This window comes from Paralcaligenes ginsengisoli (assembly GCF_054781135.1).
Genome location: NZ_BAAGUZ010000003.1, coordinates 42,989 through 68,319 on the forward strand (window position 1 = coordinate 42,989; position 25,331 = coordinate 68,319).

Genomic DNA, 25,331 nt, shown 5'->3' on the forward strand with positions numbered 1-25,331 from the left:
GATTGACAGGTGTTCAAATGCAATCCAACATGCGTTAAAAGAAACGTTAATGCATAGGTGTCTAAGATGAGTGTTCCATTTTCATCTGAATGGCCCGTCCCGGTGAGCGTGGCACCGGACAAGCTGGCTGAAATTCAAGCCGAATTTTCACGTGAGTGGCTGCGCGTCACTTCCCAGGCGCAGCAAGGCACGCTCCAGGCTCCGCACGACCGCCGTTTTCACAGCGATGCGTGGTCCGCCAATTCCAGTTTTCTGCTGATGGCTCATGCTTACCTGCTGTCGGCGACGGCCATGAATCAAATGGTCGAGGCCGCCCAGGTTCCCGAGCCCGTTCGCAATCGCCTGCGATTTTCAGTTATGCAATGGGTCGATGCGCTCGCTCCATCCAATTTTCTGGCCACGAATCCCGAGGCGCAAAGAGCCTTGCTTGAAAGCCATGGCGAATCGTTTCGCCAGGGTGCGCACAATTTGCTTGCCGACCTGCAAAAAGGCCGCATGTCTCAAACCGACGAGTCCCAGTTCGAGCTGGGCCGCAACATCGGTCTTTCCGAAGGCGCCGTTGTTTTCGAAAACGAACTCCTCCAGCTTATCCAGTATTCGCCGCTTACATCTGATGTTTATAAGAAGCCCTTGTTGTTGGTGCCTCCGTGCATCAATAAGTTTTATATCCTCGATCTGCAGCCGGAAAATTCGTTCGTGCGGCATGCGGTCGAACAGGGTTTCAGCGTTTTCCTTATCTCGTGGCGCAATCCGCTTGCGTCCGATACCGACGGCATCGACTCGGCGACATGGGGCGATTATCTGCAAAAAGGGGTGCTGGCGGCCCTTGATGCCGTACGCGATATTTCCGGGCAAGACCAGGTCAATGCGCTGGGGTTTTGTGTCGGCGGCACGCTATTGGCGTCCGCCCTGGCCCTGGCCCATGCCAAGGGCCAGAATCCGGTCAGTTCCCTTACTTTGCTGACCACCCTGCTCGATTTCGAAGATACCGGGGTGCTGGATGTTTTCGTCGACGAACTCCACGCGCAGACGCGCGAACGGCAACTGGGGCGGGGCGGCCTCATGTCGGCGCGCGAACTGGGCACGACATTTTCGTTCCTGCGCCCCAACGAGCTGGTCTGGAACTATGTAGCCAGCAACTACCTCAAAGGTGAAACGCCACCCGCGTTCAATTTACTATTCTGGAATGCGGATGGCACCAATCTTCCGGGGCCGTTTTTTGCCTGGTATTTTCGCAACACGTATCTGGAAAACAATTTAAAAGTTCCCGGTCGGGTCAAGGTCGATGGCCATGCGCTCGACTTGCACAGCCTGACCATGCCGGTCTACATCTATGGGTCGCGCGAAGACCACATCGTTCCCTGGCCGGCGGCCTACGCGTCGACCCGTATCCTGAAAGGGCCGCTGCGGTTTGTACTGGGGGCGTCCGGACATATTGCGGGGGTTATCAATCCACCTGCCAAAAAGCGCCGCAGCTACTGGACTCACGAAAAAGACTATAAGCACGCTGAAATTCCCGGCGATCCCGAGGCGTGGCTGTCCGACGCCACTCAGCAGGCGGGAAGCTGGTGGCCCGATTGGGCCAACTGGCTGGCTGCCCGGTCGGGAGCCAAGGGGCGGGCCAGGTCCAGCTTGGGCAATGCGCGTTACGCGCCCATTGAAGCGGCGCCCGGGCGCTATGTGAAAGTCAGAGCGGTCTAAGGAGAAGGAGGTAAGGCATCGGCAAGCGGCAATTGCAAATGATCGGGCCAATTGTGGCAGTTCTCGCGGCCCTGGCCCCGAGTCCCAGTAAAGCAGGTATTTGGAATGATTCCAGAGGAGACTGAAATGAGTGGCAAATTGGCTTATGTGACAGGCGGGATGGGAGGTATTGGAACTTCAATATGTCAGCGTTTAGCCAAAGAGGGTTATACCGTCGTTGCCGGTTGCGGGCCTAGCCGCAATTACAAGCAATGGCTCGATGAGCAGGCTGCCTTGGGCTACAAATTCCATGCGTCGGTTGGCAATGTCTCCGACTGGAATTCAACCGTGGAGGCTTTTGAGCAGGTCAAAAAAAATCTGGGGTCTGTCGATGTTCTGGTCAACAATGCGGGGATCACGCGCGACGGGCTGTTTCGAAAAATGAGCCATGAAGATTGGCGGGCCGTCATCGATACCAACCTGAATAGCCTGTTCAATGTGACCAAGCAGGTCATCGAGGGAATGGTCGAGCGGCAATGGGGGCGTATTGTCAATATCAGTTCGGTGAACGGCCAGAAAGGCCAGTTTGGCCAAACCAATTACTCGACGGCCAAGGCCGGTATACATGGTTTCACCATGGCCCTGGCCCAGGAAGTCGCCAACAAGGGGGTTACCGTCAATACCATTTCACCGGGTTATATTGGTACCGATATGGTACGAGCCATACGTCCCGATGTGCTGGAAAAAATCGTGGCAACCATTCCGGTCAAGCGTCTGGGTACGCCGGAAGAGATCGGCTCGATGGTCGCCTGGCTGTCGTCGGACGATGCGGGGTTTGCAACCGGCGCCGACTTCTCGTTGAATGGCGGCTTGCATATGGGATAAGCTTGCTCGTCTGGCTGCCGGCAACAGTGTTTGACGAGCCTGGTCCGTCAAACACTGTTGCTTTTTGTTGTTTTTAAAACGATAGTAGCAAGTTGTGGCAGCAAGCAATAGCGTAGGTATTTGTTGTATTTTTCGACAAACATGCAATTTCATTGTTTCCTTTTCCTGGATCCACCACGTACTCGGCCAATCTCATGACGCAAATCTCACCTCCTGCTGCAACTCGCCTGATCAAGAAATACCCCAATCGCCGCCTGTACGATACGCAAACCAGCGCGTACATTACCTTGTCCGACGTCAAGCAGCTGGTTCTCGATAATCAGGCTTTCCAGGTAGTCGATGCCAAGTCCGGCGAAGACCTGACACGCAGCATATTGCTTCAGATTATTCTTGAAGAGGAAAGCGGTGGGGTGCCCATGTTTTCGTCGATAGCGCTGTCGCAGATCATCCGCTTTTATGGACACGCCATGCAGGGCGTCATGGGAACCTTTCTGGAAAAGAACATCCAGGCGTTCATGGACATCCAGGATCGCATGGCCGAGCAATCCAAAGGTCTGTACGGCAATCAGGTCGCACCGGAAGCCTGGGCGCAGTTCATGAATGTCCAGACTCCGGTTTTGCAAAACATGATGAACAGCTATATCGATCAGAGCAAGAATCTGTTCGTGCAAATGCAGGACCAGATGCAGGACCAGACCCGCTCCATGTTTTCTGCCTTTCCGTTCAATCCCAACGCGCCCAAAGATTCCAAAAAATAGAAAGCGGGCCTGCGTGTGTCAAGGTAGCTGATCGGAGTCTTTTTTCATCTGCAATAGCGATACCAGTAGTTTGTCGCGCTGTTGCCGCATCAGGGTTTCATCGTGGAGCGCAAGCTCCTGCCTGACTCCGTCGATGATTTTCTTGTTGGTGTGGGCGGTCAGCGAGACCTGCCCCAGATCAGCCCACCAGTCTTCGATGGGCGGGCCCAGATGTTCCAGCAAATGCTCGATGCCGCCTTCACCGCCGGAAAGATGCAGATTCAGAAAAGGGCCGAGCAGCGCCCAGCGCAGCCCAGGTCCGGACGAAATCGCGGTGTCGAGATCGGCAACCGAAATCACGCCCTGGTCGACGAGATGGAATGCTTCTTTCCATAGCGCGGCCTGCAGGCGGTTCGCGACATGGCCCTTGACCTCCCGGCGAATGTGTATGGGTTTTTTATCTATCGAACGGTAGAACTCGAGCGTGCGCTCTATGGTTTCCGGGGACGTCAGCTTGCCGCCGACCACTTCCACCAATGGGATGAGGTGAGGAGGATTGAAGGGATGTCCGAGTACGATGCGTTCAGGATGTTTGGCGCTGCTCTGCATGTCGCTGACCAGCAGCCCCGAAGAGCTGGAAGCGATAAGCGTGTCCGGCAAAGCCGCCTCTTCGATTGCGGCAATCAGGCTGTGTTTGATGTCCAGCCGCTCCGGCCCGTTTTCCTGGATGAACAGGGCGTTCTTTACCGTGCTGTGCAAATCCGTACTGAAGACGAGATTGTCGAGCGATGCTTCAGGCGCAAGGCCCTGCTTTTCGAGGGAGGGCCAGAAGGCGTGAATCCATTTGGATAAACTGGACTCGGCGTTGTCCCCCGGGTCTGTTGCGGCGACCGAAAAACCTTTGGCTAAAAAATAGGCCGCCCAACTGGCTCCTATTACCCCACAGCCTATTACAGCAATTTTTGACAACGGTTTGCGCATTGCATGGTCTCCGGTGTATGTTTGAAGGCAATTTGCGTGCGGCGGACTGAACAGTGCATGTTTTTTGCATGCAGGGTTCCGGGGCTGCCCCATCGATGGTCGCGCCGGCATGCGGTCACGGGCGCCTCGGTATCATACTAGGTGAAGCCGGTAGGCCGGCGGCTTTCAGGAGTTCTGATGAAAATTGTCATGATGGGGGCCGGCGGTGTGGGCGGCTTTTTTGGTGGCCTGCTTGCTCATGCGGGTTACGACGTGAGCTTTATTGCCCGGGGAGCGCATCTCGCCGCCATGCAAGAGCGCGGCTTGTTGATAGAAAGTGAATCGAATGGCGATATTCTCGTGCCGAAAGTACGGGTTGTCGATGATCCCGCGGCGCTTGGGCCGGCTGATCTTGTCATTGTCTCGGTCAAGCTGTGGGATAGCGAAGCCGCAGCAAAATTGATCAAACCGTTGGTCGGCCCCAAAACCGGTGTGCTGTCATTGCAAAATGGTGTCATAAAAGATGAGCTCTGGTGCAGGGAGTTTGGTGACAGCGCGGTCATGGGCGGTGTCGCCTATGTGGCTACATATATTTCCAGGCCAGGTGTAATTCATCAGATCGGCACCATGCAGCGCATCGTTGTTGGCGAATATGATGGCCGCGAGTCCGCACGTACCCGGTTCCTGCACGACGCATTGCGGCATGCGGGGGTTGCGTCCGAGCTCAGCCCCAATGTGCGCAGGGCGATCTGGGAAAAATATGTGTTCCTTGTCGGGCTGTCGGCAGCGACGACGTCCATGCGCGCGCCGCTGGGCCCGATTCGAAGCAACCCTCAAACCCGGGCGTTTTTATTGCAATTGATGCGCGAGGTCGTTGCGGTCGGCCGTGCCCAGGGCGTCGATCTGGCAGAGGATTTTGCAGAAAATCGTCTTGAATTTGCCGATTCGCTGCCCGAAAGTATGGATTCTTCCATGCACCATGATCTTCAGGGCAGTCGCCCGATCGAGGTCAACTGGTTGAGCGGCGGGGTGGTCAGGCTGGGCAAGAAAAGCGGCGTGCCAACCCCCGCCAACAGCGCCGTTTGCGATATTTTGGCGCTCCACGCCGCGCAGGCCTCCTGAGGCGACCCGTGCAGCGCATCCGCGCGACCGCCCAGGCGGCATTGCCACTGTTGTTCTTCGACATATAAATCCATGCCGGCCACTGTGGATTCAGACTATTGTTAGAATCCATATGATATATTAATGAGAATAAATCTTGTTTGTGTTTCGAGTTCTAGCCAGACGGCAAAAGCCGCGGCTTTCCGAACTGCATGTGCAATAAAAACCGGACGAGCATTATCTTATTTCTTATCGGAACAAAACCGGAGATCGTGAGCATGGTAAAGCAGTTATTGGTTGTGGCGATGGGCATGGGACTTGCGGCGTCGGCCTGGGCGGCCGAATATCCTATCGGCAAGCCTGCGGAGCTCAATGGCTTGGAAATCGGCGCCGTGTATCTGCAGCCGGTCGAGATGGAACCCGCCGGAATGATGCGCGACGCCAAGGATTCCGATATTCATCTTGAAGCCGACATACATGCAACGGCCGACAACAAGAATGGTTTGCCCGAAGGAGCATGGGCTCCCTATCTGGTCATTCAATATACCCTCCAGAAAGTAGGCAGCGACAAGGTGCTGAAAGGGGACCTGATGCCGATGGTGGCCAACGACGGGCCTCATTACGGCGACAACGTCAAACTGCAGGGCCCTGGAAAATACAAATTGTCTTTTACAATCGCTCCTCCTACGGCAAATAAAATGAATCACTTCGGTCGCCATGTCGACAAGGAAACGGGTGTGGCTCCCTGGTTCAAGCCGTTCGAGCTGAATTACGACTTTGTGTTTGCAGGCACTGGCAAGAAAGGCGGATATTAAAACGTGACGATCGGTTTCCAGGTATTCAAATCGCTGGCCCTGGCCTTGTGCATCATGCTGGGCGTGGCCGGCGGTGCGCAGGCAGACGAAATGCCCACGTTCACGCTGACTTTCAAGCCCGACGGCACCTTCGAGCCGGCGCGGTTCGAAGTTCCGGCAGGGCGTTTCAAGCTGATACTGGTCAACGCCAGCAAGGAGCCCGTCGAGTTCGAGAGTTTGCCCTTGCGCAAGGAAAAAGTGCTGGGCCCGGGGGTGACTTCGTTTGTGGTGCTTACCCTTTCCCGGCCTGGAGAATACCCATTCTTCGATGATTTCCATCAGAAGGCCAAGGGTGTTTTGGTGGTGCTGCCCAAAAAGTAGTGAAGGTATCTGATCATGGAACAAATAGCCTTTATAGTCTGGCGTGAAAGTGTCGAAGCTTTATTGGTCGTGGGCATCTTGTATGCCTGGCTTCGATCCAGCCCTGAAGGGCGTAAAGGCTTGCCCTGGCTCTGGGGCGGCGTTGTGGCGGGGCTGGGTCTGGCCGTGGTGCTGGCCCTCGTCCTGCTGGGCATCTCGTCGTGGCTGTCGAGCGAGGGCCAGGAATGGTTTCAGGCGGTCATGGCTCTGGTGGCCTGCTCACTGGTGGTGCAGATGGTGGTCTGGATGAAGCGCCATGGCCGCTCCCTGAAGAAGGATCTTGAAGGAGGCGCAAAAGAGCAGATCGGCGGCGACAACTGGTGGGGTCTGCTGATTCTGGTCATGTGCGCCGTGGCTCGCGAAGGCAGCGAAGCGGTGGTGTTCCTGTATGGCACGATTGCCGCCGGCGACTCGGCCGGATCGGCGTGGCGCATGGCCCTGGCTGGCTTGCTGGGTTTTGGCGCGGCGCTGGCTACATTTGGGATCTTGCAGCTGGGCGGCAAGATCATCACCTGGCGGCGGTTTTTCAAGCTGACTGAAATTCTTTTGCTGCTGCTGGCGAGCTCTTTGCTGGTGGGCGGGCTGGATCATTTGATTTCGCTTGGAGTCCTGCCCACCCTCATGGATCCTGTATGGGATAGCTCGTGGCTGCTCGACGCCAATGGCGGCCTGGGTTCGGTCCTGGCTCATTTCGCCGGCTATCGCGCTTATCCCGCGCTGTCGCAGCTTTTGATCTGGATCGGGTTCTGGGTCGTGGTGCGCTATTTGCTCAAGCGCGCCGAATCCGGCCCATCAAAGACGGCGCGCCTGTCGACGGCATCGGTATAGCAGATTCTTCATGGCCATCGCTTTGCGCCGGGCAACAACGAAAGTTGCCGATTTCTTACGCGACCATGCCTCCTTTTTGCGGCGGATGCAATGGGTGATCGTCGCCGTTTATCTGTTTTTGTTGATTGTTCCGGCCGTTCTGCCTTTGCCGGGACGCACGGCGTCGATATTCAATAACCTGACCATCTTTGCGCAGTTTGCATTCTGGGGTATCTGGTGGCCTTTCGTCCTGGTCTCCATCCCTCTGTTCGGCCGCGCCTGGTGCGGCTTGTTCTGTCCCGAAGGCATGCTCACCGAATGGGCCAGCGAGCATGGCCGCGGCCATGCCATTCCAAAATGGATGCGCTGGGGAGGTTGGCCATTTGTAGCCTTTGCCCTGACGACGGTATATGGCCAACTGGTGAGCGTTTATCAGTATCCATGGGCCGTGCTGGCGGTTCTGGGCGGTTCGACGGCCGGCGCAATGGTCGTGGGGTGGCTGTATGGCCGCAACAAGCGCGTCTGGTGCAAGTATCTGTGCCCGGTCAATGGCGTGTTCAATCTGCTGGCCAAGCTTGCTCCATGGCACTACAAGGTGGATGAAGACGCCTGGCGCAAGCCGCAACGGCGCACCGCGGCCATCAATTGCGCTCCATTGGTGCCGTTGCGGCACATGAAAGGAGCCGGCGATTGCCATATGTGCGGCCGGTGCAGCGATTATCGCGGAGCGGTGCATCTGACTGCGCGCTCTCCGGAGGCCGAGATCGTTCATGTGACTACGGGCGATAGCTGGCAAACCGCGCTCATCGTATTCGGCCTGATGGGGCTGGCGGTGGGGGCTTTTTTATGGAGCGCCAGTCCCTGGTTCGTGACGCTCAAGCAGGCCAGCGCAACGTGGCTGGTGAATCACGATATTTATTGGCCTTTGGCGGGAAATGCGCCCTGGTTCATTTTGACCCATTATCCCGATGTCAACGACAGCTTTACCTGGCTCGATGGTGCGGGAATCCTGGTGTTTATTCTTGGCGCCACCATTGTGGTGGGCGGCCCTATCTACATTGCCCTGTGGCTGGCCGACCGCGTGTTGCCACGGGTTCGGGAAACGGATCGGCGGAGCGGTTCAAAATCCAGGGCCGGGTTCCAACTGGGGCGCGATAGTGTGCACAAACTGGCGCAAGGTCTGATTCCGGCGGGCGGCGCGGGCGTATTCCTGGGCCTTTCGGCCACCACTCTGACCCTGTTGAAGAATGAGGGGATTTCCACAAGCTGGGCGACAGGGGTTCGGTTTGCATTGCTAAGCCTGGCTTTGTTGTGGAGCATGCGCCTGGTTTGGCGCCTGGCTGGCTTGCGTAGCGTCCATGTATGGCAGCGTCTGAGCGCCACAGCGGTTGTTGCGCTGGGCCTGGTTCCGTTCTGCATCTCCTGGGTGCTGTTCTTCGTGGTCTGGTAGTTATAGGCTGGGCTTGGCTTTGAATGGGCTGTGTTCGTGCAGTTCGTCGATATAGCCGGTGATGGCAGGGGTTTCACGCTCCAGGAAATCGGCTATCGCGTGCGCGTAGCGGGCATCGCGTATCCAGTGGGCCGACCAGGTTTTTACCGGGAGCATGCCGCGCGACAATTTGTGTTCGCCTTGGGCTCCTCCTTCGAAAACCGCGATTCCGTGGTGTATGCAAAATTCGATTGCCTGCACATAGCAGGTTTCGAAATGCAGGCCCGAAATAAATTGAGTGCTGCCCCAATAACGGCCATATAGGGCATTGTCGCCCCTGATGTTCAGGGCCGAGGCGATGGGAACACCGTTTTGTTCCGCCAGGACGACGACCAGCCGGTCAGCCATGTGTTCGTGCAGCCTGGAAAAAAAATCGAAATTCAAATACGGAGCGTTGCCGTGCTCGATATAAGTGCGGCAGTAGCATTTGAAAAAAAAGGATAGCGCTTTTTCGTCGATTTCGCTTCCCTGCAGCCAGCGAAAGCGTACGCCTGCTTCAAGGGCTTTTTTTCTATCCTGCTTGATTTTTTTGCGCTTGGGTTGGCTCAGGCAGGCCAGAAAATCGTCGAAGCTTCGATACTCCTGATTGAACCAGTGAAATTGAACATTTTCACGGAACATGAACCCGGCTTCTTTCAGTGCGGCGCAATCGGCTTCATGTGGAAACAGTATGTGCAGGGAAGAAAGCTCGTTTTGCCGTGTCAATTCGATAGCCTGTTGCGCCAGCAGCAGACGATCGGCGTGGGCGGCGGCCAGCAGGCGCGGTCCGGGTACAGGGGTGAACGGGATTGCGCCGAGAAGCTTGGGATAGTAGGCAAGCCGATGTTGCGCAAATGCCTGGGCCCAGATGGCATCGAACACATACTCGCCTCTTGAGTGGGATTTCAGGTACAAAGGCATGGCTCCGGCCAGTGCCGAGCCGCGATGCAAAAGCAGGTAATGCGGTGCCCAGCCGGTTTCGGGAACGGCGCACCGGGCCTCGTCCAGGGCCAGCAGGAATTCATGGCGTACCAGGGGGTGGCCGCCGGCCAGGCGATTCCACTGATCGGCGTTAATATCTTTCAGGCTGTGAACAAGAGAAAAGGAGGCGGTCAAAACGAGAAGCTCGATAATAGGAAGCAGTGCTTGCGGGGGCTGGTATTGCCGGCCCGGCATGCTGGGCCAGTGCAGATTTTAGTCCAGCGACCGCCGGGAAATGAAAGAACGAATCCAGGTGCAGAATTTTATGAGCGGGCGAATTCCGGTAACGGTTGTGACAGGCTTTTTGGGGAGCGGCAAAACCACGCTCCTGAATCGTGTTTTGGACACACCCGAGGCGAGTCGGACGGCTGTGATTGTCAACGAAATTGGCGATGTCGGCCTGGATCACAAGCTCTTCAAACACATTAACGACAATGTGGTCTTGCTTGAATCGGGTTGTGTATGTTGCGGCGTGCGCGGGGAACTGGTGACGGCGCTGCATGATTTATTCATGGCTGCCTTGCAAAAAAAAATTCCGGCCTTGACCCGCGTACTGATCGAAACGACAGGGGTGGCCGATCCGGCGCCCGTCATGTATACCCTGCGGTACGAGCGTTTTCTGAACGAGCGGTACGTTTATGACGGCTGCATTGCGGTGGTTGACGGCGTGTTCGGGCGGCAGCAATTGGGGCGGCATTTCGAGGCCATGCAACAAGCCGTGCTGGCGGATGCTGTTGTCCTCAGCAAAACCGACCTGGCCAGGCCAGACGAAATTGCGGAACTTGAAAATGCCCTGCGCGACATCAATGCCGACGCGTCTTTGTATCGCATGCAGGCGTTGCCCGGTTTGCCCGAATTGCTGGCTGCCAGCTCACAGAACAGCAGCATGGGTGCGCGAAGGCCGGGTTCGGCGGGGAAGGGCGCCTTATGGTCGCAGCCAGGCCTGGGACGCCGCGTCGAGCCATCTCATCGCGGTGTGCGGGTGCTGACCCTGCGGAGCCCTGAATCTCTTGCGCGGTCTGAGTTTTTGCGTGCCATGAGCCTGTTGCAGGCAACTGATGCCGCGGATTTGTTGAGATTCAAAGGCTTGATCCGGTTCCGTGGCGAGGCTGGCCTGAGCATTGTTCATGGCGTACATCAGCAGTTGTACCCGATCGAACCCTGGCCAGGCAGCGCCGATGCAGCTCCCGATACCGCGCTGGTGTTTGTCCTGCGCGATGCCGATGTGGCGGCGTTCGAGCAAAAAGTGCGCGCCCTGCTGTCTGGCGACGAGGCCGTTGTGCCTTGAGGCCTTGGAGAATGCCGGGAGGCCAGCAGTTGCCATGGCGTAACGGCCGGTTCCGGGCCGCTTTGCGTGGAGTCCATGCACGATTATGTGCGTGTAATGGTTGCGCTATGTCTTATGAGGTGGTGTAATGTGGGCAGTCGCGTATTTATTAATACGTATGCCGTTGCTGCGGTCCGTAGCGCTAGCCCGTGTTAAAGCTCTTCAATAAAACAACAGGGTGCGATTCGGTAAACTTCCGGGCACGCATTCTTCTTGGCGGCAATAAATCTCGGACTTTATAAGCTCTTTGGGTGCAGGTGTGCAGCCTCTGTGATACATGTTTCATGCTGTTGCATACAGCTGGCATGTCGCAGCCCGATGCGCATGTGCCATAAATGTATTTCATATACCAGTGTTGCCTCGCGCAAGCACAGCGGCTCAAGCGTGTTTTGTTTTTAAACAGATATAGCCGGCGTCAGTAGTTAAAAAATTGAAATGATGACTCGCCAAATGTTGGTGTTTTCCAACAGTAGGGTAACCAGCCAATCTCAAGCAAATTGTTTGTCGGAAATCGTTTTCCGGGTATTCGGTGCGCGCGCTTTGGCTTTGAATAAACAGTGCAAATCCGGTGAAAAGCTTTTGGGGCTGTTTTTAGAGCCGTTCTTAGCTGTTTTTAGTGCCGTCCTTAGTGCCGTCCTTAGTGCCGTTCTTAGCGCCGCTTTTGAAACCTCTTTTGGACCTGTTTTTGGAACCGCTTTTGAACAATACCCTGCTGCAAATAAAAACAGGCCGTTCACAAAAAGTAAACGGCCTGTCGGTAAAACTGGTTGCGGGGGCAGGATTTGAACCTACGACCTTCGGGTTATGAGCCCGACGAGCTGCCAGACTGCTCCACCCCGCGTCTGAAGAAAATGATATTAACCTTTATTGAAACTTATAGCAAATTGCAGGCAGGTCCTGTGCTCTTGAATTGATGATTGAATCCGAGATTATTCGTATATTGGAAACTGCGCTTTTATGTGCAGATGAGCCCATGTCGCTAGCGGAATTGCGAAAGCTGTTTGGGGCGGAAGAAGTTTCGAACGATGAGTTGCGCCGCCTATTGGCTATTTTGCAGCTTGATTGGGCCGAAAAGGGTTTGGAGCTGGTTAATCTGGCTAGCGGGTGGCGCTTTCAAAGCCGCCCCGAAATGCAGAAATTCCTCGAGCGCCTGAATCCTGAAAAACCGCCACGCTATTCACGCGCGGTGCTCGAAACGCTGGCGATTATCGCCTGGCGCCAGCCGGTTACACGGGGCGACATCGAAGATATACGCGGTGTAACGGTATCGTCGCAAATCGTCAAAACCCTTGAAGAACGCGGCTGGATCGAGGCTCTTGGGTATCGGGATGCGCCTGGCCGTCCCGCTCTGTTCGGCACGACCCGGGCTTTTTTGGACGACCTGGGTCTTAAGGCGCTCGATGAGTTGCCGCCGCTGGAGTCGCAGGAAGCGGTTGTTTCCCTTGCCGGACTGACTCTCGAAGAAGTGGCGTTGGTTCAAGAGTCTGATTCCCCGATGCAGGAACCCGATTTCCCGGAGCAGGGGGCCGATTTCCCGGAGCAGGAGTCTCCCGAGCAGGAGTCCGCTTTTGCTCTCGATGAGGGTGAGGCATCCGTCGTCGCGATACCGGTCGAGGCCGACGGCGCGAGTGCTGTTGCCGCCGATTCGGACCTTATCCCCGCAATTACTGAGTCGGGCCACGAAAGCCTGTTACCAGACATCCAGATTGATACGGAATCACTTAAAAAAAATGACTGAAATGAATCAAGACAACGCATTTGTGAGCGATAAGCCCGAATCCGACCATCCTGCCGAGGCGAATGCAAATTCGGTGCCTGATGGCGCGTCCGAGGCAAAGTCAGCCGCTCCGCGCGGGCGTGGCCGCAAACTCAGGACACCATTTAGGCGCCGCAGAGGTGATGCGACGGCAGAGAATTCCGACGCCAGGCCAGAGGTCGAAGCCTCGGCTGCGAACAATTCAGATGCGCCTGTGGAGCCGCGTACTCCTCGCGCTCGCAAGCCCCGGGCCGAACCCAGGAAGAAAGCCGAAGCCAAACCGCATGTCGAAAATCCGGGTAATGAAAAAGAAGCCGAACAGGCGCTCGCCTATCTGGACAAGACAGAAAAAATGGATCAGCGCCTGAGCAAATACCTGAATAGCGATGCGGTTACTCCAAAATTGCACAAGGTGCTTGCCGATGCGGGCGTGGGTTCGCGCCGCGAAATGGAAGAGCTGATCGTTGCGGGCCGTGTCTCGGTCAATGGCGAGCCGGCTCATATAGGTCAGCGAGTCGGGGCCAACGATCAGGTACGGGTCAATGGCCGTCCCGTGACTCGTCCCAACGCGAAAAAGCCGCCGCGCATCATTCTGTACCACAAGCCCGCCGGTGAAATCGTGAGCCACGACGATCCTAATGGCCGTGCCACTGTGTTCGCCCGTCTGCCCAAGATGCGCGTGGGCAAATGGCTGTCGGTAGGACGCCTCGACCTGAATACCGAAGGCCTCCTGATCCTGACGACTTCGGGCGATCTGGCCAATCGTTTGATGCACCCCCGTTACGGCGCCGAGCGCGAATACGCGGTCCGGGTGCTGGGCGAACTCGGCGAGGAACAGCAAGCCAACCTGGTCAAGGGCATAGAGCTCGACGACGGGATGGCCCAGTTCGGGGCGCTCGAATATCTGGGCGGAGAAGGCAGCAATCGTTGGTATCGCGCCACCCTGAACGAAGGGCGCAATCGCGAGGTGCGCCGAATGTTCGAGGCCGCGGGCGTTACCGTCAGCCGATTGATCCGGACCCGCTTTGGCGAAGTTGTCCTGCCCCGCAATTTGCGGCGCGGGCGCTGGGAAGAACTCGACAGCACGCTGGTCACTGCCTTGATGGTGCAGCTAGGCCTGTTGCGCGACGACGACTCCGATGGTCCGGGAGCGCGTGGCGAACATCGTCACCGTCAGCCGGATTCGCACGATAGCGCCTTGCCTCCGGGCTTTGGAACGATGGAGCGCAATGGCCTCAATGGCGCCAAGGTAAGCCGCCGTGGCAAGCTTTCGGGGGGCCGGACAGGCAAAGGCGTGGCCAATGAGTCCTATCCTTCGGATCCCTACGGGACCGGCCTGATGTTCAGCGGCGGCCTGGCCAATGGCCATCCGGATGGCAGCAAGCCGGCGGGCGAAGGCGGGCGGCGCAAGGGGGGCGGCCGTACACGCGGGCCGCGGCCCGATGGCGAGCAGTCCGGCAATCGCAAAGCCCAGGGCCCTCGTGCGGCGAAGGCTGGAGCGCGTCCGGGCAAGCGTGCCGCGGAGCCGGGAAAACGAACTGGCAACCCCAAGGCAGGCAAACCCCGGCCCGGTAATTCCGGCGGCCCTGCGGCTAAATCCGCGTCGAATCGCGGCGACGACTGGCAGCCTCGCAGTGCGTCGGCGCATGAGTCGCATCTGGGGGTGATGGGAGGGCGGGGGCGGAATTTCCGTCCCTGATCCCCGCCTGCGCTGCTTGTGCGGTCTTTGCGCATTTTCCAGATCGAACAAGCCGTTCAAGTGTTGCTTTTTCAGTGTAAGCTCGTGAGATAGCAGGAATTTTTCTAAATTTCTGCTAGAATAGCGGGCTTTACAGCTATGTTTATTTTTATGGCCACGGGTGGTGCGCCCTCGTGGGGCTTGGCTAAACATGGCGGCACATTTTCGAATGCGCCTGGCGCGTTTGGCCTGAAACAGCCTTTTTGAGGCTTGAAGGTACGACGCAGACGGCGTGATAACAATAGTGGGCTGGTCGTACAGCCCATTTTTTTTTGATTTTATGGCAGATATATTCGCACTGACACTAGAGGCACTGGCCGATATGGATATCGAGCTGGTCGATGTTGAGCGCGCGCCGCTTGGGCTGCTGCGTGTTACGATCGATCGCCCTGACGGTGTGCGGATTGAAGATTGCGAGCAGGTTTCAAAACAATTGTCGCGTGTATTCGAGGTAGAGAATATCGATTACAAGCGTCTCGAAGTCGGCTCGCCTGGCATCGATCGTCCTTTAAGGAACATCGCCGATTTCCTGCGGTTTGCAAACGAGCGCGTTGAAATCAAATTGCGCGAGGCGGTTGATAACCGCAAGGTTTATGCGGGTTTGCTGCGTGCGCCCGATAGCACCGTTACGACCGATGCTCCTGTTTTTGGTCTCGAGCTCGACACCAAAAGCGGTGACGCCCAGGTTCTTAGCTTCACTCTCGACGATGTCGATCGTGCCAAACTGGATCCCATACTTGATTTCAAGGGTAAAAAGCGATGAGTCGCGAAATTCTTTTATTGGTTGACGCCCTAGCGCGTGAAAAAAATGTAGCGCGGGAAGTGGTTTTCGGTGCGCTTGAAAACGCATTGGCATCCGCCATGAAAAAGCGCTTCAAGGAAGACGCCGATATTCGCGTTTCAATTGACCGCAACAGCGGCGAGCATGAAGGCTATCGCCGCTGGCTGGTGGTGCCCGACGATGCAGGCTTGCAGGAGCCGGATCAGCAGGAAATGTATTCCGACGCCCAGGAAATCTCGCCCGGGATCCAGGTTGGCGATTTTATCGAAGAGCCTCTCGAGCCCGTCGAGTTCGGACGCATAGGCGCCCAGGCGGCCAAGCAGGCCATTTTGCAGAAAATCCGCGACGCCGAGCGTGAACAGGTTCTGAACGATTTCCTCGAACGTGGCGAAACGATTATCTCGGGTACCGTCAAGCGCATGGACAAGGGCGATGCCATTATTGAAACCGGCAAAATCGAAGCCCGGCTGCCGCGCAACGAAATGATCCCCAAGGAAAACATGCGGATCGGCGACCGGATTCGCGCCTGGGTCCTGAAGGTGGATCATGCCGCACGTGGCCAGCAGGTCATTTTGTCGCGCACCTCTCCGGATTTCATCCGCCAATTGTTCGAGAATGAAGTGCCTGAAATCGAACAGGGCCTGCTGGAAATCAAGGCGGCTGCCCGCGACCCGGGCGTGCGTGCCAAGATCGCCGTTATTGCCTACGACAAGCGTATCGATCCGATAGGCACGTGTGTCGGTATGCGTGGTTCGCGCGTGACCGCTGTGCGCAACGAACTTGGCGGCGAGCAGGTCGATATCGTACTATGGGCTGAAGAACCCGCCGAGTTTGTCATTGGCGCCCTGGCGCCCGCGCATGTCGAGTCGATTGTCGTCGACGAAGACAAGCATGCCATGGACGTGGTGGTCGACGCCGAAAACCTGCCCAAGGCCATAGGTGCCCGTGGCCAGAATGTGCGTCTGGCATCCGAGCTGACGGGCTGGCAAATCAACATCATGACGCCTGAAGAAAGCCAGAACCGGCAGGAAGAAGAGCGTACTGGCCTGCGCCAGGCCTTTATCAACAAGCTCGATGTCGACGAAGAAGTTGCCGACATCCTGATCGATGAAGGTTTTACAGGACTCGAGGAAATCGCATACGTGCCTTTGCAGGAACTGCTCGAAATCGAAGCGTTCGACGAAGATACGATCAACGAACTGCGTACGCGTGCCCGCAATGCGCTGCTGACCGAGGCGATTGCCCAGGAAGAGCGCGTGCAGACTGCGCAGGATCTGCTGGAAGTCGAAGGCATTACACCGGAATTGGCCGCCAAGCTGGCGGATAAAGAAGTTTATACGCGGGACGATCTGGCCGAATTGGCCACTGATGAATTGTCGGAAATCACCGGCCTGGACGAACAGCATGCAAGCGAGATGATCATGCGCGCCCGGGCTCACTGGTTTGACGACGAGGCTTGAAGCCCCCAGTCGCTGTGAGCGCTGGCTGTATTTATTGAAATTGCTGTAGTGAGTAAGAGAGAGTCGAATGTCGAGTAACACCGTCGCCCAGTTCGCAGTTGAACTGAAAATGCCTGCAAACGTACTGCTTGAGCAGTTGCGTTCGGCAGGTGTTGAGCTCAAATCGGTTGACGATGCCGTCACCGACACCGATAAGGCGAAACTGCTCGAATCCTTGCGTCGCACTCATGGCGGTTCAGAGGGAAAGAAAATTACCCTGACTCGCCGGCAGACCTCCGAGATCCGGCAGGCCGATGGGTCGGGCCGTTCCCGCACCATTCAGGTCGAGGTTCGCAAAAAGCGCGTATTCGTCAAGCGCGATCCGTCCGAGCTGGCTGCCGAGGCGGTCAAGGCCGCAGCGGCCGACGAGGACGATACTGTTGTTGAAATTTCCGCAGACACGGAATCGATTGCTGCAAGCCCTGCTGCGGCTGAAGTATCGGCGGCGGCAGGCGCGCCTGTGGTCGAAACCGGCGAAACCGACTCTCACTCCGACGACAGCCGTCCAGATGCCGGTACCCGCGAACCCGCGGATGCCGCTGGCGTTGACCGCTCCGAGGCCGGCGATGCCGTGGCATCGGACACAGCTGCTGCCGCGCCTGCCGGCACAGGTAGTACTACGGACGCGGACACTCTCTCGGCACAAGCCGTTCCGGCACCGACGGATGCCGAGCCCGAGGTAACGCGGCCCGAGGCCGAAAGTACAGCCCAGGCTGCTGTTGATGAGCCGTCGGGGGCCACTGGTTCTGTCGAGTCCACTGCCGATGCCCAAGACAACCCTGCCGACAAAGCGGAAGAAGCCAAGGCTGCAGGCAAATCGCCAGCGTCTGCTTCGCCTCGTCAGGGCGTGAGGTCCACGCACAAGGGGGCCGCCGTTGCCGCCGAGCCCGACGATGTCGAGCGTGATCGTGCACGACGCGCTGCGGCTGCCGAAGCCGCCGCCTTGAGCCAGATGCTGAACCGTCCGCGCAAAGTCCTGAAGGCTCCAGAGCCCGATGCGGCTGGCTTGTCGGGTACCCTGCACAAGCCCAATGGCGGCAAAGTGGCGGGCAAGAAAGACGCGAAGGCCGGCGCTGCGGCACCGGGCATCAAGAAAACCATCAAGGCTTCCGAAGTGTCGTCTTCATGGACTGACGAAAGCGGGCGTAAAAAGCCTGCTCAAAAAGGCGATACTCCCCCAGCAAGCCCCAGCCGCGACGGCTGGCGTGCGGCGGGAGGCAAAGCCGGCGGCAAAGGTAGTGGCGGCCGAGGCGGGCGCAATAGAAATGCCCAACCCGAGCGCAAAGAACCGCAGGCCGTCGAGTTCATCGCCCGTGAAGTCCATGTGCCCGAAACCATTACGGTGGCCGACCTGGCCCACAAAATGTCGGTCAAGGCCGCCGAAGTCATCAAGCATCTCATGAAGCTTGGCCAGATGGTCACCATCAACCAAGTGCTCGATCAGGAAACGGCCATGATTGTGGTCGAGGAACTCGGCCACGTAGCCATCGCTGCCAAGCTGGACGACCCCGAGGCCTTCCTGGATCTGAACGAAGGCGAGCAGAGCGAAGCCGAGGCCTTGCCGCGCGCTCCAGTCGTGACGGTAATGGGCCACGTCGACCACGGCAAGACGTCTTTGCTCGATTACATACGCCGCACCAAAGTCGCTTCCGGCGAGGCCGGCGGCATTACGCAGCATATTGGCGCTTATAACGTCAAGACCAACCGCGGCATGGTGACCTTCCTCGATACCCCGGGCCATGAAGCATTTACGGCGATGCGCGCACGCGGCACCAAGGCAACCGACATCGTCATCCTGGTGGTCGCCGCCGACGACGGCGTCATGCCGCAAACCAAAGAAGCCATACATCACGCCAGAGCCGCCGGCGTTCCGCTGGTGGTTGCGATCAACAAGATCGACAAGCCCGATGCCAATGCCGATCGCGTCAAGCAGGAACTGGTGGCCGAGCAGGTTGTGCCGGAAGAATATGGCGGTGATGTGCCGTTCGTTGCGGTGTCGGCCAAAACCGGCGATGGCATAGACGATCTGCTTGAAAATGTGTTGTTGCAAGCCGAAATGCTCGAACTCCGGGCGCCAGTCGATGCGCCGGCCAAGGGTATTGTCATCGAGGCGCGCCTCGACAAGGGGCGCGGACCGGTGGCGACGATTCTGGTGCAAAGCGGAACCTTGTCTCGCGGCGACGCCGTGCTGGCGGGCGCCAGCTTCGGCCGCGTACGTGCCATGCTTAACGAAAACGGCAAGCCGATTACCAGCGCCGGTCCATCCATACCCGTTGAGATCCAGGGCCTCACAGAGGTTCCCGCGGCGGGCGACGAATTGATTGCCATGGTCGACGAGCGCAAGGCGCGGGAAATCGCCTTGTTCCGTCAGGGCAAGTTCCGCGATGTCAAGCTGGCGCGCCAGCAGGCCGCCAAGCTCGAGTCGATGTTCGAAAACATTGGCGAAGGCGCGCAGACCCTGGAACTTATTGTCAAGACCGATGTTCAAGGCTCGCAGGAAGCGCTGGTCTCTTCGCTGGTCAAGCTGTCCACCGAAGAGGTTCGTGTCCAGGTGGTGCATGCGGCAGTCGGCGGCATCTCTGAAAGCGATGTCAACCTGGCTATTGCGTCCAATGCGGTAATCATTGGCTTTAACGTGCGCGCCGAGCAAAGCGCCAAGAGGCTGGCCGATCACAATGGCATCGACCTGCGCTACTACAACATTATTTACGATGCGGTCGACGACGTGCGCAAGGCCATGTCGGGCATGCTGGCCCCCGAGAAAAAAGAAGAGATTATCGGGATGGTCGAGATTCGCGAGGTCTATACCATTTCGCGTATCGGCAATATTGCGGGCTGCATGGTCACCGATGGCGTAGTGCGCCGCGATTCGCAGGTACGCCTGCTGCGCAATAATGTGGTTCACTGGTCGGGCTGGCTTGAATCCTTGCGTCGTTTCAAAGACGATGTCAAGGAAGTGAAGTCGGGCTTTGATTGCGGTATTACCCTCAAGGGCAATAACGACATCGAGGTCGGCGACCAGCTTGAAATCTTTGAAATCAAAGAAATTGCCCGGACTCTGTAATCATGAGCCGCCACAAGTCCAAACCTAATCCGGGCCGCATTACGCGGCTGGCTGACCAGATCCAGAAAGATCTGGCCAGCCTCATCCAGCGCGAAATCGACATTTCGCGTGCCGGACTTATTACGCTCACCGGCGTGGACCTGTCGGCCGATTATGCTCACGCCAAGGTGTACTTCACTGTGATGGGGGCCGAGCCCGAGGCGGCCAGTGCCGCGCTCAATGAAAAAGCCGGCTGGCTGCATTCCTTGCTGTTCAAGCTTTTGCATATTCATACGGTGCCGACCCTGCGTTTTATGCATGACGATCAGCTGGCGCGGGGCATTGAGTTGTCCCAGCTGATTGATCGGGCGAATCGTCCGGCTGCTTATTCCCCAGCTCCTTCGGATCTCGAAGATCCCGACGAACAGCCCTAGAGGGGCTGTCGTTTTTGTTCAGGTTGATAAACGATGGCTTCCCGACGCGGGCAGGTGCTCGATGGTGTCTTGTTGCTGGATAAACCGGAAGGTTTGTCCAGCAATCACGCCTTGCAAAGAGCCAAGCGGGCGCTGGATGCCAAAAAGGCCGGCCATACCGGTACGCTCGATCCTTTTGCAACGGGCCTGCTGGTGTGTTGCCTGGGCCGGGCCACCAAGATATCGGCCGCCATGCTCAATGCCGACAAGGTGTATCACGCAACGATCCGCTTCGGCGAAGAAACCGATTCGGGCGATTTGACCGGCAATATTGTGTTTCAGGCCATTGCGCCGTTTCCGGGAATTGCAAGAGACGATCTGGAGCGGATTCTGCCTGCCTTTCGCGGCGAGATCGAACAGGTCCCGCCTATGTATTCCGCCCTGAAGCGCGACGGCAAGCCGCTGTACGAATATGCGCGACTAGGCATCGAGCTGGATCGGCCGGCTCGGAAAGTAACGATTTACAAACTGGAAATTTTGAGTTTTACCGGGCATGAAGCCCATCTTGCGGTTCATTGCAGTAAAGGCACCTACATCCGGACCTTGGCACAAGACATTGGTCGCCAGCTCGGTTGTGGTGCTCACCTGACTGCATTGCGCCGCACGCAGGTGGGGTCGTTTTCGTTGGACGATGCGGTTGCTCTTGAAGCATTGCAGGCCATGCCCACCCCCCAAAACACTTTAATTGCACTCAATGCCTTGCCTGCCGGCTTGTTGCCTGCAACCCTTACACAAAAGGATGAATTATGAATCGCGCTTTGCGCAATGTGGCGATTATCGCTCACGTCGATCATGGCAAAACCACGCTGGTCGATCAGTTGTTACGCCAATCAGGCACTTTCCGCGACTATCAACAAGTATCCGAACGCATCATGGATTCGGGCGACATTGAGCGAGAACGCGGTATTACCATCCTGGCTAAAAACTGTGCCGTCGAATACGAAGGCACGCACATCAATATCATCGATACTCCGGGGCACGCGGACTTCGGCGGCGAAGTGGAACGGGTCCTGTCCATGGTCGACGGCGTATTGCTGCTGGTCGACGCGGTCGAAGGGCCTATGCCCCAAACCCGCTTTGTGACGCGCAAGGCGCTGGCGCTGGGCTTGAAGCCTATCGTAGTGGTCAACAAGGTGGATCGCAATGGAGCGCGCCCCGAGCATGTGGTCAACGCCACGTTCGATTTGTTCGACAAGCTTGGCGCTACCGAAGAGCAGCTGGATTTTCCTGTGATCTATGCGTCGGGCCTGTCGGGTTATGCGGGCTTGACGCCGGACGTGCGCGAGGGCGATATGCGGCCCTTGTTCGACGCCATACTCGAATATGTGCCGCAGCGCGAAGATGATGCCGAAGGTTCGTTCCAGTTGCAGATCATCTCGCTCGATTACAGCAGCTACGTGGGCAAGATAGGCGTGGGCCGCATCAATCGCGGCCGCATCCGTCCCGCGCAGGATGTCGTGGTCAAATTCGGTCCCGAGGGCGACATCATCAAGGGGCGTGTCAACCAGGTCCTCAAGTTCAAGGGGCTGGAACGCGAACTGGTCGATGTGGCCGAGGCCGGCGATATCGTGCTGATCAACGGCATCGAAGATATCGGAATCGGATGCACGCTCATGGATCCCGCCAATCCGGAACCATTGCCGATGCTGCGCATCGACGAGCCGACGCTGACCATGAACTTCATGGTCAATACCTCGCCGCTGGCCGGCCGCGAAGGCAAGTTTGTGACCAGCCGCCAGTTGCGCGATCGTCTCGACCGGGAACTCAAATCCAATGTTGCCTTGCGCGTGAAAGACACCGATGACGACAAAGTGTTCGAAGTATCCGGCCGTGGCGAATTGCATCTGACCATCTTGCTTGAAAACATGCGCCGCGAGGGCTACGAGTTGGCCGTATCGCGCCCGCGAGTCGTTTTCAAGGAAGTGGACGGCGTGCGCCTCGAGCCCTATGAGCTGTTGACGGTCGACGTCGAGGACGGCCACCAGGGCGGGGTCATGGAAGAACTGGGCCGGCGCAAGGGCGATCTGCAGGACATGGCCGCCGATGGCCGTGGCCGCACCCGCCTCGAGTACCGCATACCGGCCCGCGGCCTGATCGGTTTCCAGAGCGAGTTCCTGACGCTCACTCGCGGCACGGGGCTGGCCAGCCACATTTTCGACGATTACGCGCCGGTGCGCGAAGGTGGAGTGGGCGAACGCCGCAATGGAGTGCTCATCAGCCAGGACGACGGCGCCGCGGTTGCCTACGCGCTCTGGAAATTGCAGGAGCGTGGCCGCATGTTCGTCGCGCCGGGCGAGCCTTTGTACGAAGGCATGATTATCGGCATCCATAGCCGCGACAATGATCTGGTGGTCAATCCGATCAAGGAAAAAAAGCTCACCAACGTGCGCGCTTCGGGTAAAGACGAGCATATCGATCTGGTGCCGCCCATCCGCATTACGCTGGAATACGCGGTCGAGTTCATCAGCGACGATGAGCTGGTCGAAGTGACTCCCAAGTCGATACGCCTGCGCAAACGTTATCTGACAGACCAGGATCGGCGCCGCATGTCGCGCGAAGCCGCGTAGGACTTGAAGAATCGGCCCGGGCAGGGCCGGAGAAAACCGCTATGGGGCTACTATTAGCCCATAGCGGTTTTTTTATACTCATGCCGCACTGGCTACGCTTTTGCAAGCGCCGGGCATCGATCAGGCCAGCACAAAAGGCCTGCCTGTTACCGGCGTGGTGGCAACGGCCATGTCCTGTTCGGCCATAATACCGGCCTGATAGGCCTTGTGTCCGGCATCGATGGCGAGCTTGAAGGCCTCGGCCATGAGGACCGGGTTGTGCGCGTTGGAGACTGCCGAGTTCAACAGCACCGCGTCGAACCCCAGCTCCATGGCCTGAACGGCATCCATGGGAGAGCCGATACCGGCATCGACAATGAGAGGAACGTCGGTGATGCGCTCGCGCAGGGTGCGCAAGGCGTAGGGGTTGATCAGACCTTGGCCGGAGCCGATCGGGGCCCCCCAGGGCATGAGCACGCGGCAGCCCGCGTCGAGCAGGCGATAGCAGGTGACCAGGTCGTCGGTGCAGTAGGGAAAGACTTCAAAACCCTGCTTGACCAGCTCGGCGGCGGCATGCACCAGTTCGACGGGATCCGGCTGCAGGGTGTAGCTGTCGCCTATGACTTCCAGCTTGATCCAATTGGTATCGAAAACTTCCCGCGCCATCTGGGCCAGTGTGATGGCTTCGGCGGCGGTATGGCAGCCCGCCGTATTGGGCAGCAGGCGTGCGCCGCTTTGCCTGATGAGCTCGAAGTACCCCTGACCCTGGACGTTCGACACAGGTTTGCCGCTGCCTTCGGCCAATTGGCGCTTGAGCCCTACGGTAACGACCTGGGCTCCGGAGGCCTGAATGGCCTGTTCGAGTATGAGCGGTGACGGATAGCCGGCCGTACCTAGAAAAAATCGGCTGGACAGTGTGATATCGGCAATTTCAAAAGACATGTCTAGCCTCCGGTAATGGGTTCGAAGGTGGTGACGACGTCCTGGTCGTTCAGAACCAGGCAGGCACGAGCCTGCCTGGCGACGTGCCTGCCGTTGACGGCGCTGGCGATAGGCGTGTGGCGCTCATCGGGAGAAGGGCGCAGAGCGTTCAGCAGCTCTGCGAGTGTCGACTCCCGGGCGATGGTGTGTTCGGCGCCATTGACGGTAATGCGGATAGTGCTCACAGTTGACTCTATAAGGTTACGCTTCAAAATTCAGCTCGGCCAGCGCATCGTCGACCAGGGCCGGGGCAATCAGCCAGCCATGCCGGAACAGGCCATTGATGCGTGTCAGCCCGGTTTCATGTTCGATGCGCGGTAGATTATCGATCAGGGCCGGGCGCAGATTGGTTTCACTGTGCACCACGCGTGCTTCGGCCAGGGCCGGCATGACGCTGTGGGCCGCGGCCAGCAGTTCGACTGTGCTGCGCAAGGACACCGGAGACCGGTCTTCGCTTTCGAGTTCCGAGGCGCCGACAACAATCACATTGTCCGATCGCGGAACCATATAGACGCGATGGCGGGGATGCAGCAGGCGGATGGGACGGTGTAATTGTACGTTAGGCGCGTGCAGCCAGAAAATTTCACCGCGCACGCCTCTGACGTTTCTGCACGACAGCAGCTTGGCCGGCCCGGCGGGAGCATCGCCGCGCGCGCCCGTACCGCGCACATCGAACACCCAGTCGAAGCGGTAGTCCTGGCTCGACGTGTGCAAGGTGTAGGCCGAAAGAGAGGATACCCTGCTGTTCCAGTGCCAATGCACGGCGTCGGCCGAGGCATATAGCGCTTGCATGGCTTCGACGGTATTCAGGTGCCCTTCATGGGGCAGCAGCCAGGCTTGCGACGGCCCTTGTATGTCTGGTTCAAGCCGGGCAAGTTCTTGCATGGGCAAGGCTTGCGGCCGGTGCTGCTCGGGCGCCTTTTGCATCAGCAGGTCAATCATGCGGCGAGCTGCTCCCACGTCGTGCCGGTGGGCCAGCAGCAGGCTGCCGGCCCGGTCGAACGAGGCGTGTCGTCGCAGGGAGGGAATGATTTCTGCCCAACGCTCGATCGAGCGCAGGCCGTGGTTGAAGACATTGATATCGGCCGATTCGAGCTCGGCGGTGGGACTGAGCATGCCTGCTGCGGTCCATCCGGCTGCTCCCCTGGCATCGGGGCCACTGGCGGGATCGAAAACACTAAGCTCGTGGCCCTGCCGAGAGAGCACATAAGCAAGCAGGCGGCCCAGCAAGCCTGCTCCCGCAACACCTATTTTCATTTGCAATACACCTGCCGCGATTTGGGTTCGCCTGTTTGGATACAGTCGAATTCCCGAAAACACCGCATAATTAGTTCCGATATGTTGGATTTTTGTA

22 protein-coding genes, 1 tRNA gene and 1 pseudogene are annotated in these 25,331 nt (G+C 57.8%); 18 read left to right on the forward strand and 6 right to left on the reverse strand.

The features are described 5' to 3' along the window. The first annotated feature begins 66 nt into the window (after window positions 1-66). The 3 genes from phaC to phaR all read left to right on the forward strand — a co-directional run bounded on the left by phaC (window position 67) and on the right by phaR (window position 3,323). Window positions 67-1,701 carry a class I poly(R)-hydroxyalkanoic acid synthase gene (phaC, locus tag ACYVIS_RS02755; RefSeq protein WP_460873212.1) on the forward strand — a complete coding sequence of 545 codons (1,635 nt, stop codon included), beginning with the start codon at window positions 67-69 and terminating at the stop codon, window positions 1,699-1,701. Window positions 1,702-1,827: 126 nt separating this feature from the next. Further along, window positions 1,828-2,565: an acetoacetyl-CoA reductase gene (gene phbB, locus ACYVIS_RS02760; RefSeq protein WP_232744307.1), complete on the forward strand. Its 738-nt coding sequence runs from the start codon at window positions 1,828-1,830 to the stop codon at window positions 2,563-2,565. 194 nt (window positions 2,566-2,759) lie between these two features. Beyond that, complete coding sequence (phaR, locus tag ACYVIS_RS02765) at window positions 2,760-3,323, forward strand: polyhydroxyalkanoate synthesis repressor PhaR (RefSeq protein WP_460873213.1); 564 nt, start codon at window positions 2,760-2,762, stop codon at window positions 3,321-3,323. Between the two features lie 18 nt (window positions 3,324-3,341). Here the strand turns inward: phaR and ACYVIS_RS02770 are convergent, their stop codons facing one another. Beyond that, window positions 3,342-4,283 (reverse strand): 3-hydroxyacyl-CoA dehydrogenase NAD-binding domain-containing protein, encoded by a 942-nt coding sequence (locus ACYVIS_RS02770; protein ID WP_460873214.1) that lies wholly within the window; start codon window positions 4,281-4,283, stop codon window positions 3,342-3,344. Window positions 4,284-4,460: 177 nt separating this feature from the next. On the opposite strand from ACYVIS_RS02770, the gene ACYVIS_RS02775 reads away from it, so the two are divergent. From ACYVIS_RS02775 to ACYVIS_RS02795, 5 genes are all read left to right on the forward strand, one after another. Further along, window positions 4,461-5,384, forward strand: coding sequence for a ketopantoate reductase family protein (locus ACYVIS_RS02775; protein ID WP_460873215.1), 924 nt, complete (start codon window positions 4,461-4,463; stop codon window positions 5,382-5,384). A 257-nt stretch (window positions 5,385-5,641) separates the two neighbouring features. Beyond that, window positions 5,642-6,178: an iron transporter gene (locus tag ACYVIS_RS02780; RefSeq protein WP_232744627.1), complete on the forward strand. Its 537-nt coding sequence runs from the start codon at window positions 5,642-5,644 to the stop codon at window positions 6,176-6,178. Window positions 6,179-6,211: 33 nt separating this feature from the next. Next, window positions 6,212-6,538, forward strand: coding sequence for a cupredoxin domain-containing protein (locus ACYVIS_RS02785; protein ID WP_255696747.1), 327 nt, complete (start codon window positions 6,212-6,214; stop codon window positions 6,536-6,538). 15 nt (window positions 6,539-6,553) lie between these two features. Further along, window positions 6,554-7,405 (forward strand): FTR1 family iron permease, encoded by an 852-nt coding sequence (locus tag ACYVIS_RS02790; protein ID WP_232744303.1) that lies wholly within the window; start codon window positions 6,554-6,556, stop codon window positions 7,403-7,405. Window positions 7,406-7,415: 10 nt separating this feature from the next. After that, a complete protein-coding gene (locus ACYVIS_RS02795) occupies window positions 7,416-8,834 on the forward strand; it encodes a 4Fe-4S binding protein (protein WP_460873216.1) in 1,419 nt (472 codons plus the stop codon). Here the strand turns inward: ACYVIS_RS02795 and ACYVIS_RS02800 are convergent, their stop codons facing one another. Then, window positions 8,835-9,968 carry a GNAT family N-acetyltransferase gene (locus tag ACYVIS_RS02800; RefSeq protein WP_460873217.1) on the reverse strand — a complete coding sequence of 378 codons (1,134 nt, stop codon included), beginning with the start codon at window positions 9,966-9,968 and terminating at the stop codon, window positions 8,835-8,837. Between the two features lie 130 nt (window positions 9,969-10,098). Between ACYVIS_RS02800 and ACYVIS_RS02805 the strand changes: the two genes are divergently transcribed. Together ACYVIS_RS02805 and ACYVIS_RS02810 are read left to right on the forward strand one after the other, a co-directional pair. Beyond that, window positions 10,099-11,121 (forward strand): CobW family GTP-binding protein, encoded by a 1,023-nt coding sequence (locus ACYVIS_RS02805; RefSeq protein ID WP_460873218.1) that lies wholly within the window; start codon window positions 10,099-10,101, stop codon window positions 11,119-11,121. A 474-nt stretch (window positions 11,122-11,595) separates the two neighbouring features. Next, window positions 11,596-11,946 carry a hypothetical protein gene (locus ACYVIS_RS02810; protein ID WP_460873220.1) on the forward strand — a complete coding sequence of 117 codons (351 nt, stop codon included), beginning with the start codon at window positions 11,596-11,598 and terminating at the stop codon, window positions 11,944-11,946. Here ACYVIS_RS02810 and ACYVIS_RS02815 read toward each other — a convergent pair. Beyond that, window positions 11,925-12,001, reverse strand: a tRNA-Met gene (locus tag ACYVIS_RS02815). The two genes, ACYVIS_RS02810 and ACYVIS_RS02815, sit on opposite strands and share 22 nt — an antisense overlap. Before the next feature lie 72 nt (window positions 12,002-12,073). On the opposite strand from ACYVIS_RS02815, the pseudogene scpB reads away from it, so the two are divergent. From scpB to typA, 8 genes and pseudogenes are all read left to right on the forward strand, one after another. Beyond that, window positions 12,074-12,620 (forward strand): annotated as a pseudogene (gene scpB / locus ACYVIS_RS02820) (SMC-Scp complex subunit ScpB); the annotation flags it as partial. 279 nt (window positions 12,621-12,899) lie between these two features. Further along, window positions 12,900-14,615, forward strand: a complete 1,716-nt coding sequence (locus tag ACYVIS_RS02825) for a pseudouridine synthase (protein WP_460873254.1) — start codon at window positions 12,900-12,902, stop codon at window positions 14,613-14,615. Window positions 14,616-14,934: 319 nt separating this feature from the next. Continuing rightward, window positions 14,935-15,417: a ribosome maturation factor RimP gene (rimP, locus tag ACYVIS_RS02830; protein ID WP_232744297.1), complete on the forward strand. Its 483-nt coding sequence runs from the start codon at window positions 14,935-14,937 to the stop codon at window positions 15,415-15,417. Then, complete coding sequence (nusA, locus tag ACYVIS_RS02835) at window positions 15,414-16,895, forward strand: transcription termination factor NusA (protein ID WP_232744296.1); 1,482 nt, start codon at window positions 15,414-15,416, stop codon at window positions 16,893-16,895. The genes rimP and nusA overlap by 4 nt, the downstream gene beginning before the upstream one ends. Before the next feature lie 67 nt (window positions 16,896-16,962). Beyond that, on the forward strand, window positions 16,963-19,998 hold the full coding sequence (gene infB, locus ACYVIS_RS02840; RefSeq protein WP_232744295.1) for a translation initiation factor IF-2: 3,036 nt from the start codon (window positions 16,963-16,965) through the stop codon (window positions 19,996-19,998). Between the two features lie 2 nt (window positions 19,999-20,000). Continuing rightward, window positions 20,001-20,411, forward strand: a complete 411-nt coding sequence (gene rbfA, locus ACYVIS_RS02845; protein WP_232744294.1) for a 30S ribosome-binding factor RbfA — start codon at window positions 20,001-20,003, stop codon at window positions 20,409-20,411. A gap of 33 nt (window positions 20,412-20,444) precedes the next feature. Further along, window positions 20,445-21,200 carry a tRNA pseudouridine(55) synthase TruB gene (gene truB / locus ACYVIS_RS02850; protein WP_460873222.1) on the forward strand — a complete coding sequence of 252 codons (756 nt, stop codon included), beginning with the start codon at window positions 20,445-20,447 and terminating at the stop codon, window positions 21,198-21,200. Then, window positions 21,197-23,017 carry a translational GTPase TypA gene (typA, locus tag ACYVIS_RS02855; protein ID WP_232744292.1) on the forward strand — a complete coding sequence of 607 codons (1,821 nt, stop codon included), beginning with the start codon at window positions 21,197-21,199 and terminating at the stop codon, window positions 23,015-23,017. The genes truB and typA overlap by 4 nt, the downstream gene beginning before the upstream one ends. Window positions 23,018-23,137: 120 nt before the next feature. On the opposite strand, the gene ACYVIS_RS02860 is transcribed toward typA, so the two are convergent. From ACYVIS_RS02860 to ACYVIS_RS02870, 3 genes are read right to left on the reverse strand one after another with little or no spacing between them, the layout of a single operon-like run. After that, entirely contained in the window at window positions 23,138-23,938 is an 801-nt protein-coding gene (locus ACYVIS_RS02860; protein WP_460873223.1) for a thiazole synthase, read from the reverse strand. A 2-nt stretch (window positions 23,939-23,940) separates the two neighbouring features. Further along, entirely contained in the window at window positions 23,941-24,162 is a 222-nt protein-coding gene (thiS, locus tag ACYVIS_RS02865; RefSeq protein ID WP_460873224.1) for a sulfur carrier protein ThiS, read from the reverse strand. A 16-nt stretch (window positions 24,163-24,178) separates the two neighbouring features. Further along, window positions 24,179-25,234: an FAD-dependent oxidoreductase gene (locus tag ACYVIS_RS02870; protein WP_460873225.1), complete on the reverse strand. Its 1,056-nt coding sequence runs from the start codon at window positions 25,232-25,234 to the stop codon at window positions 24,179-24,181. Window positions 25,235-25,331 lie beyond the last annotated feature (97 nt).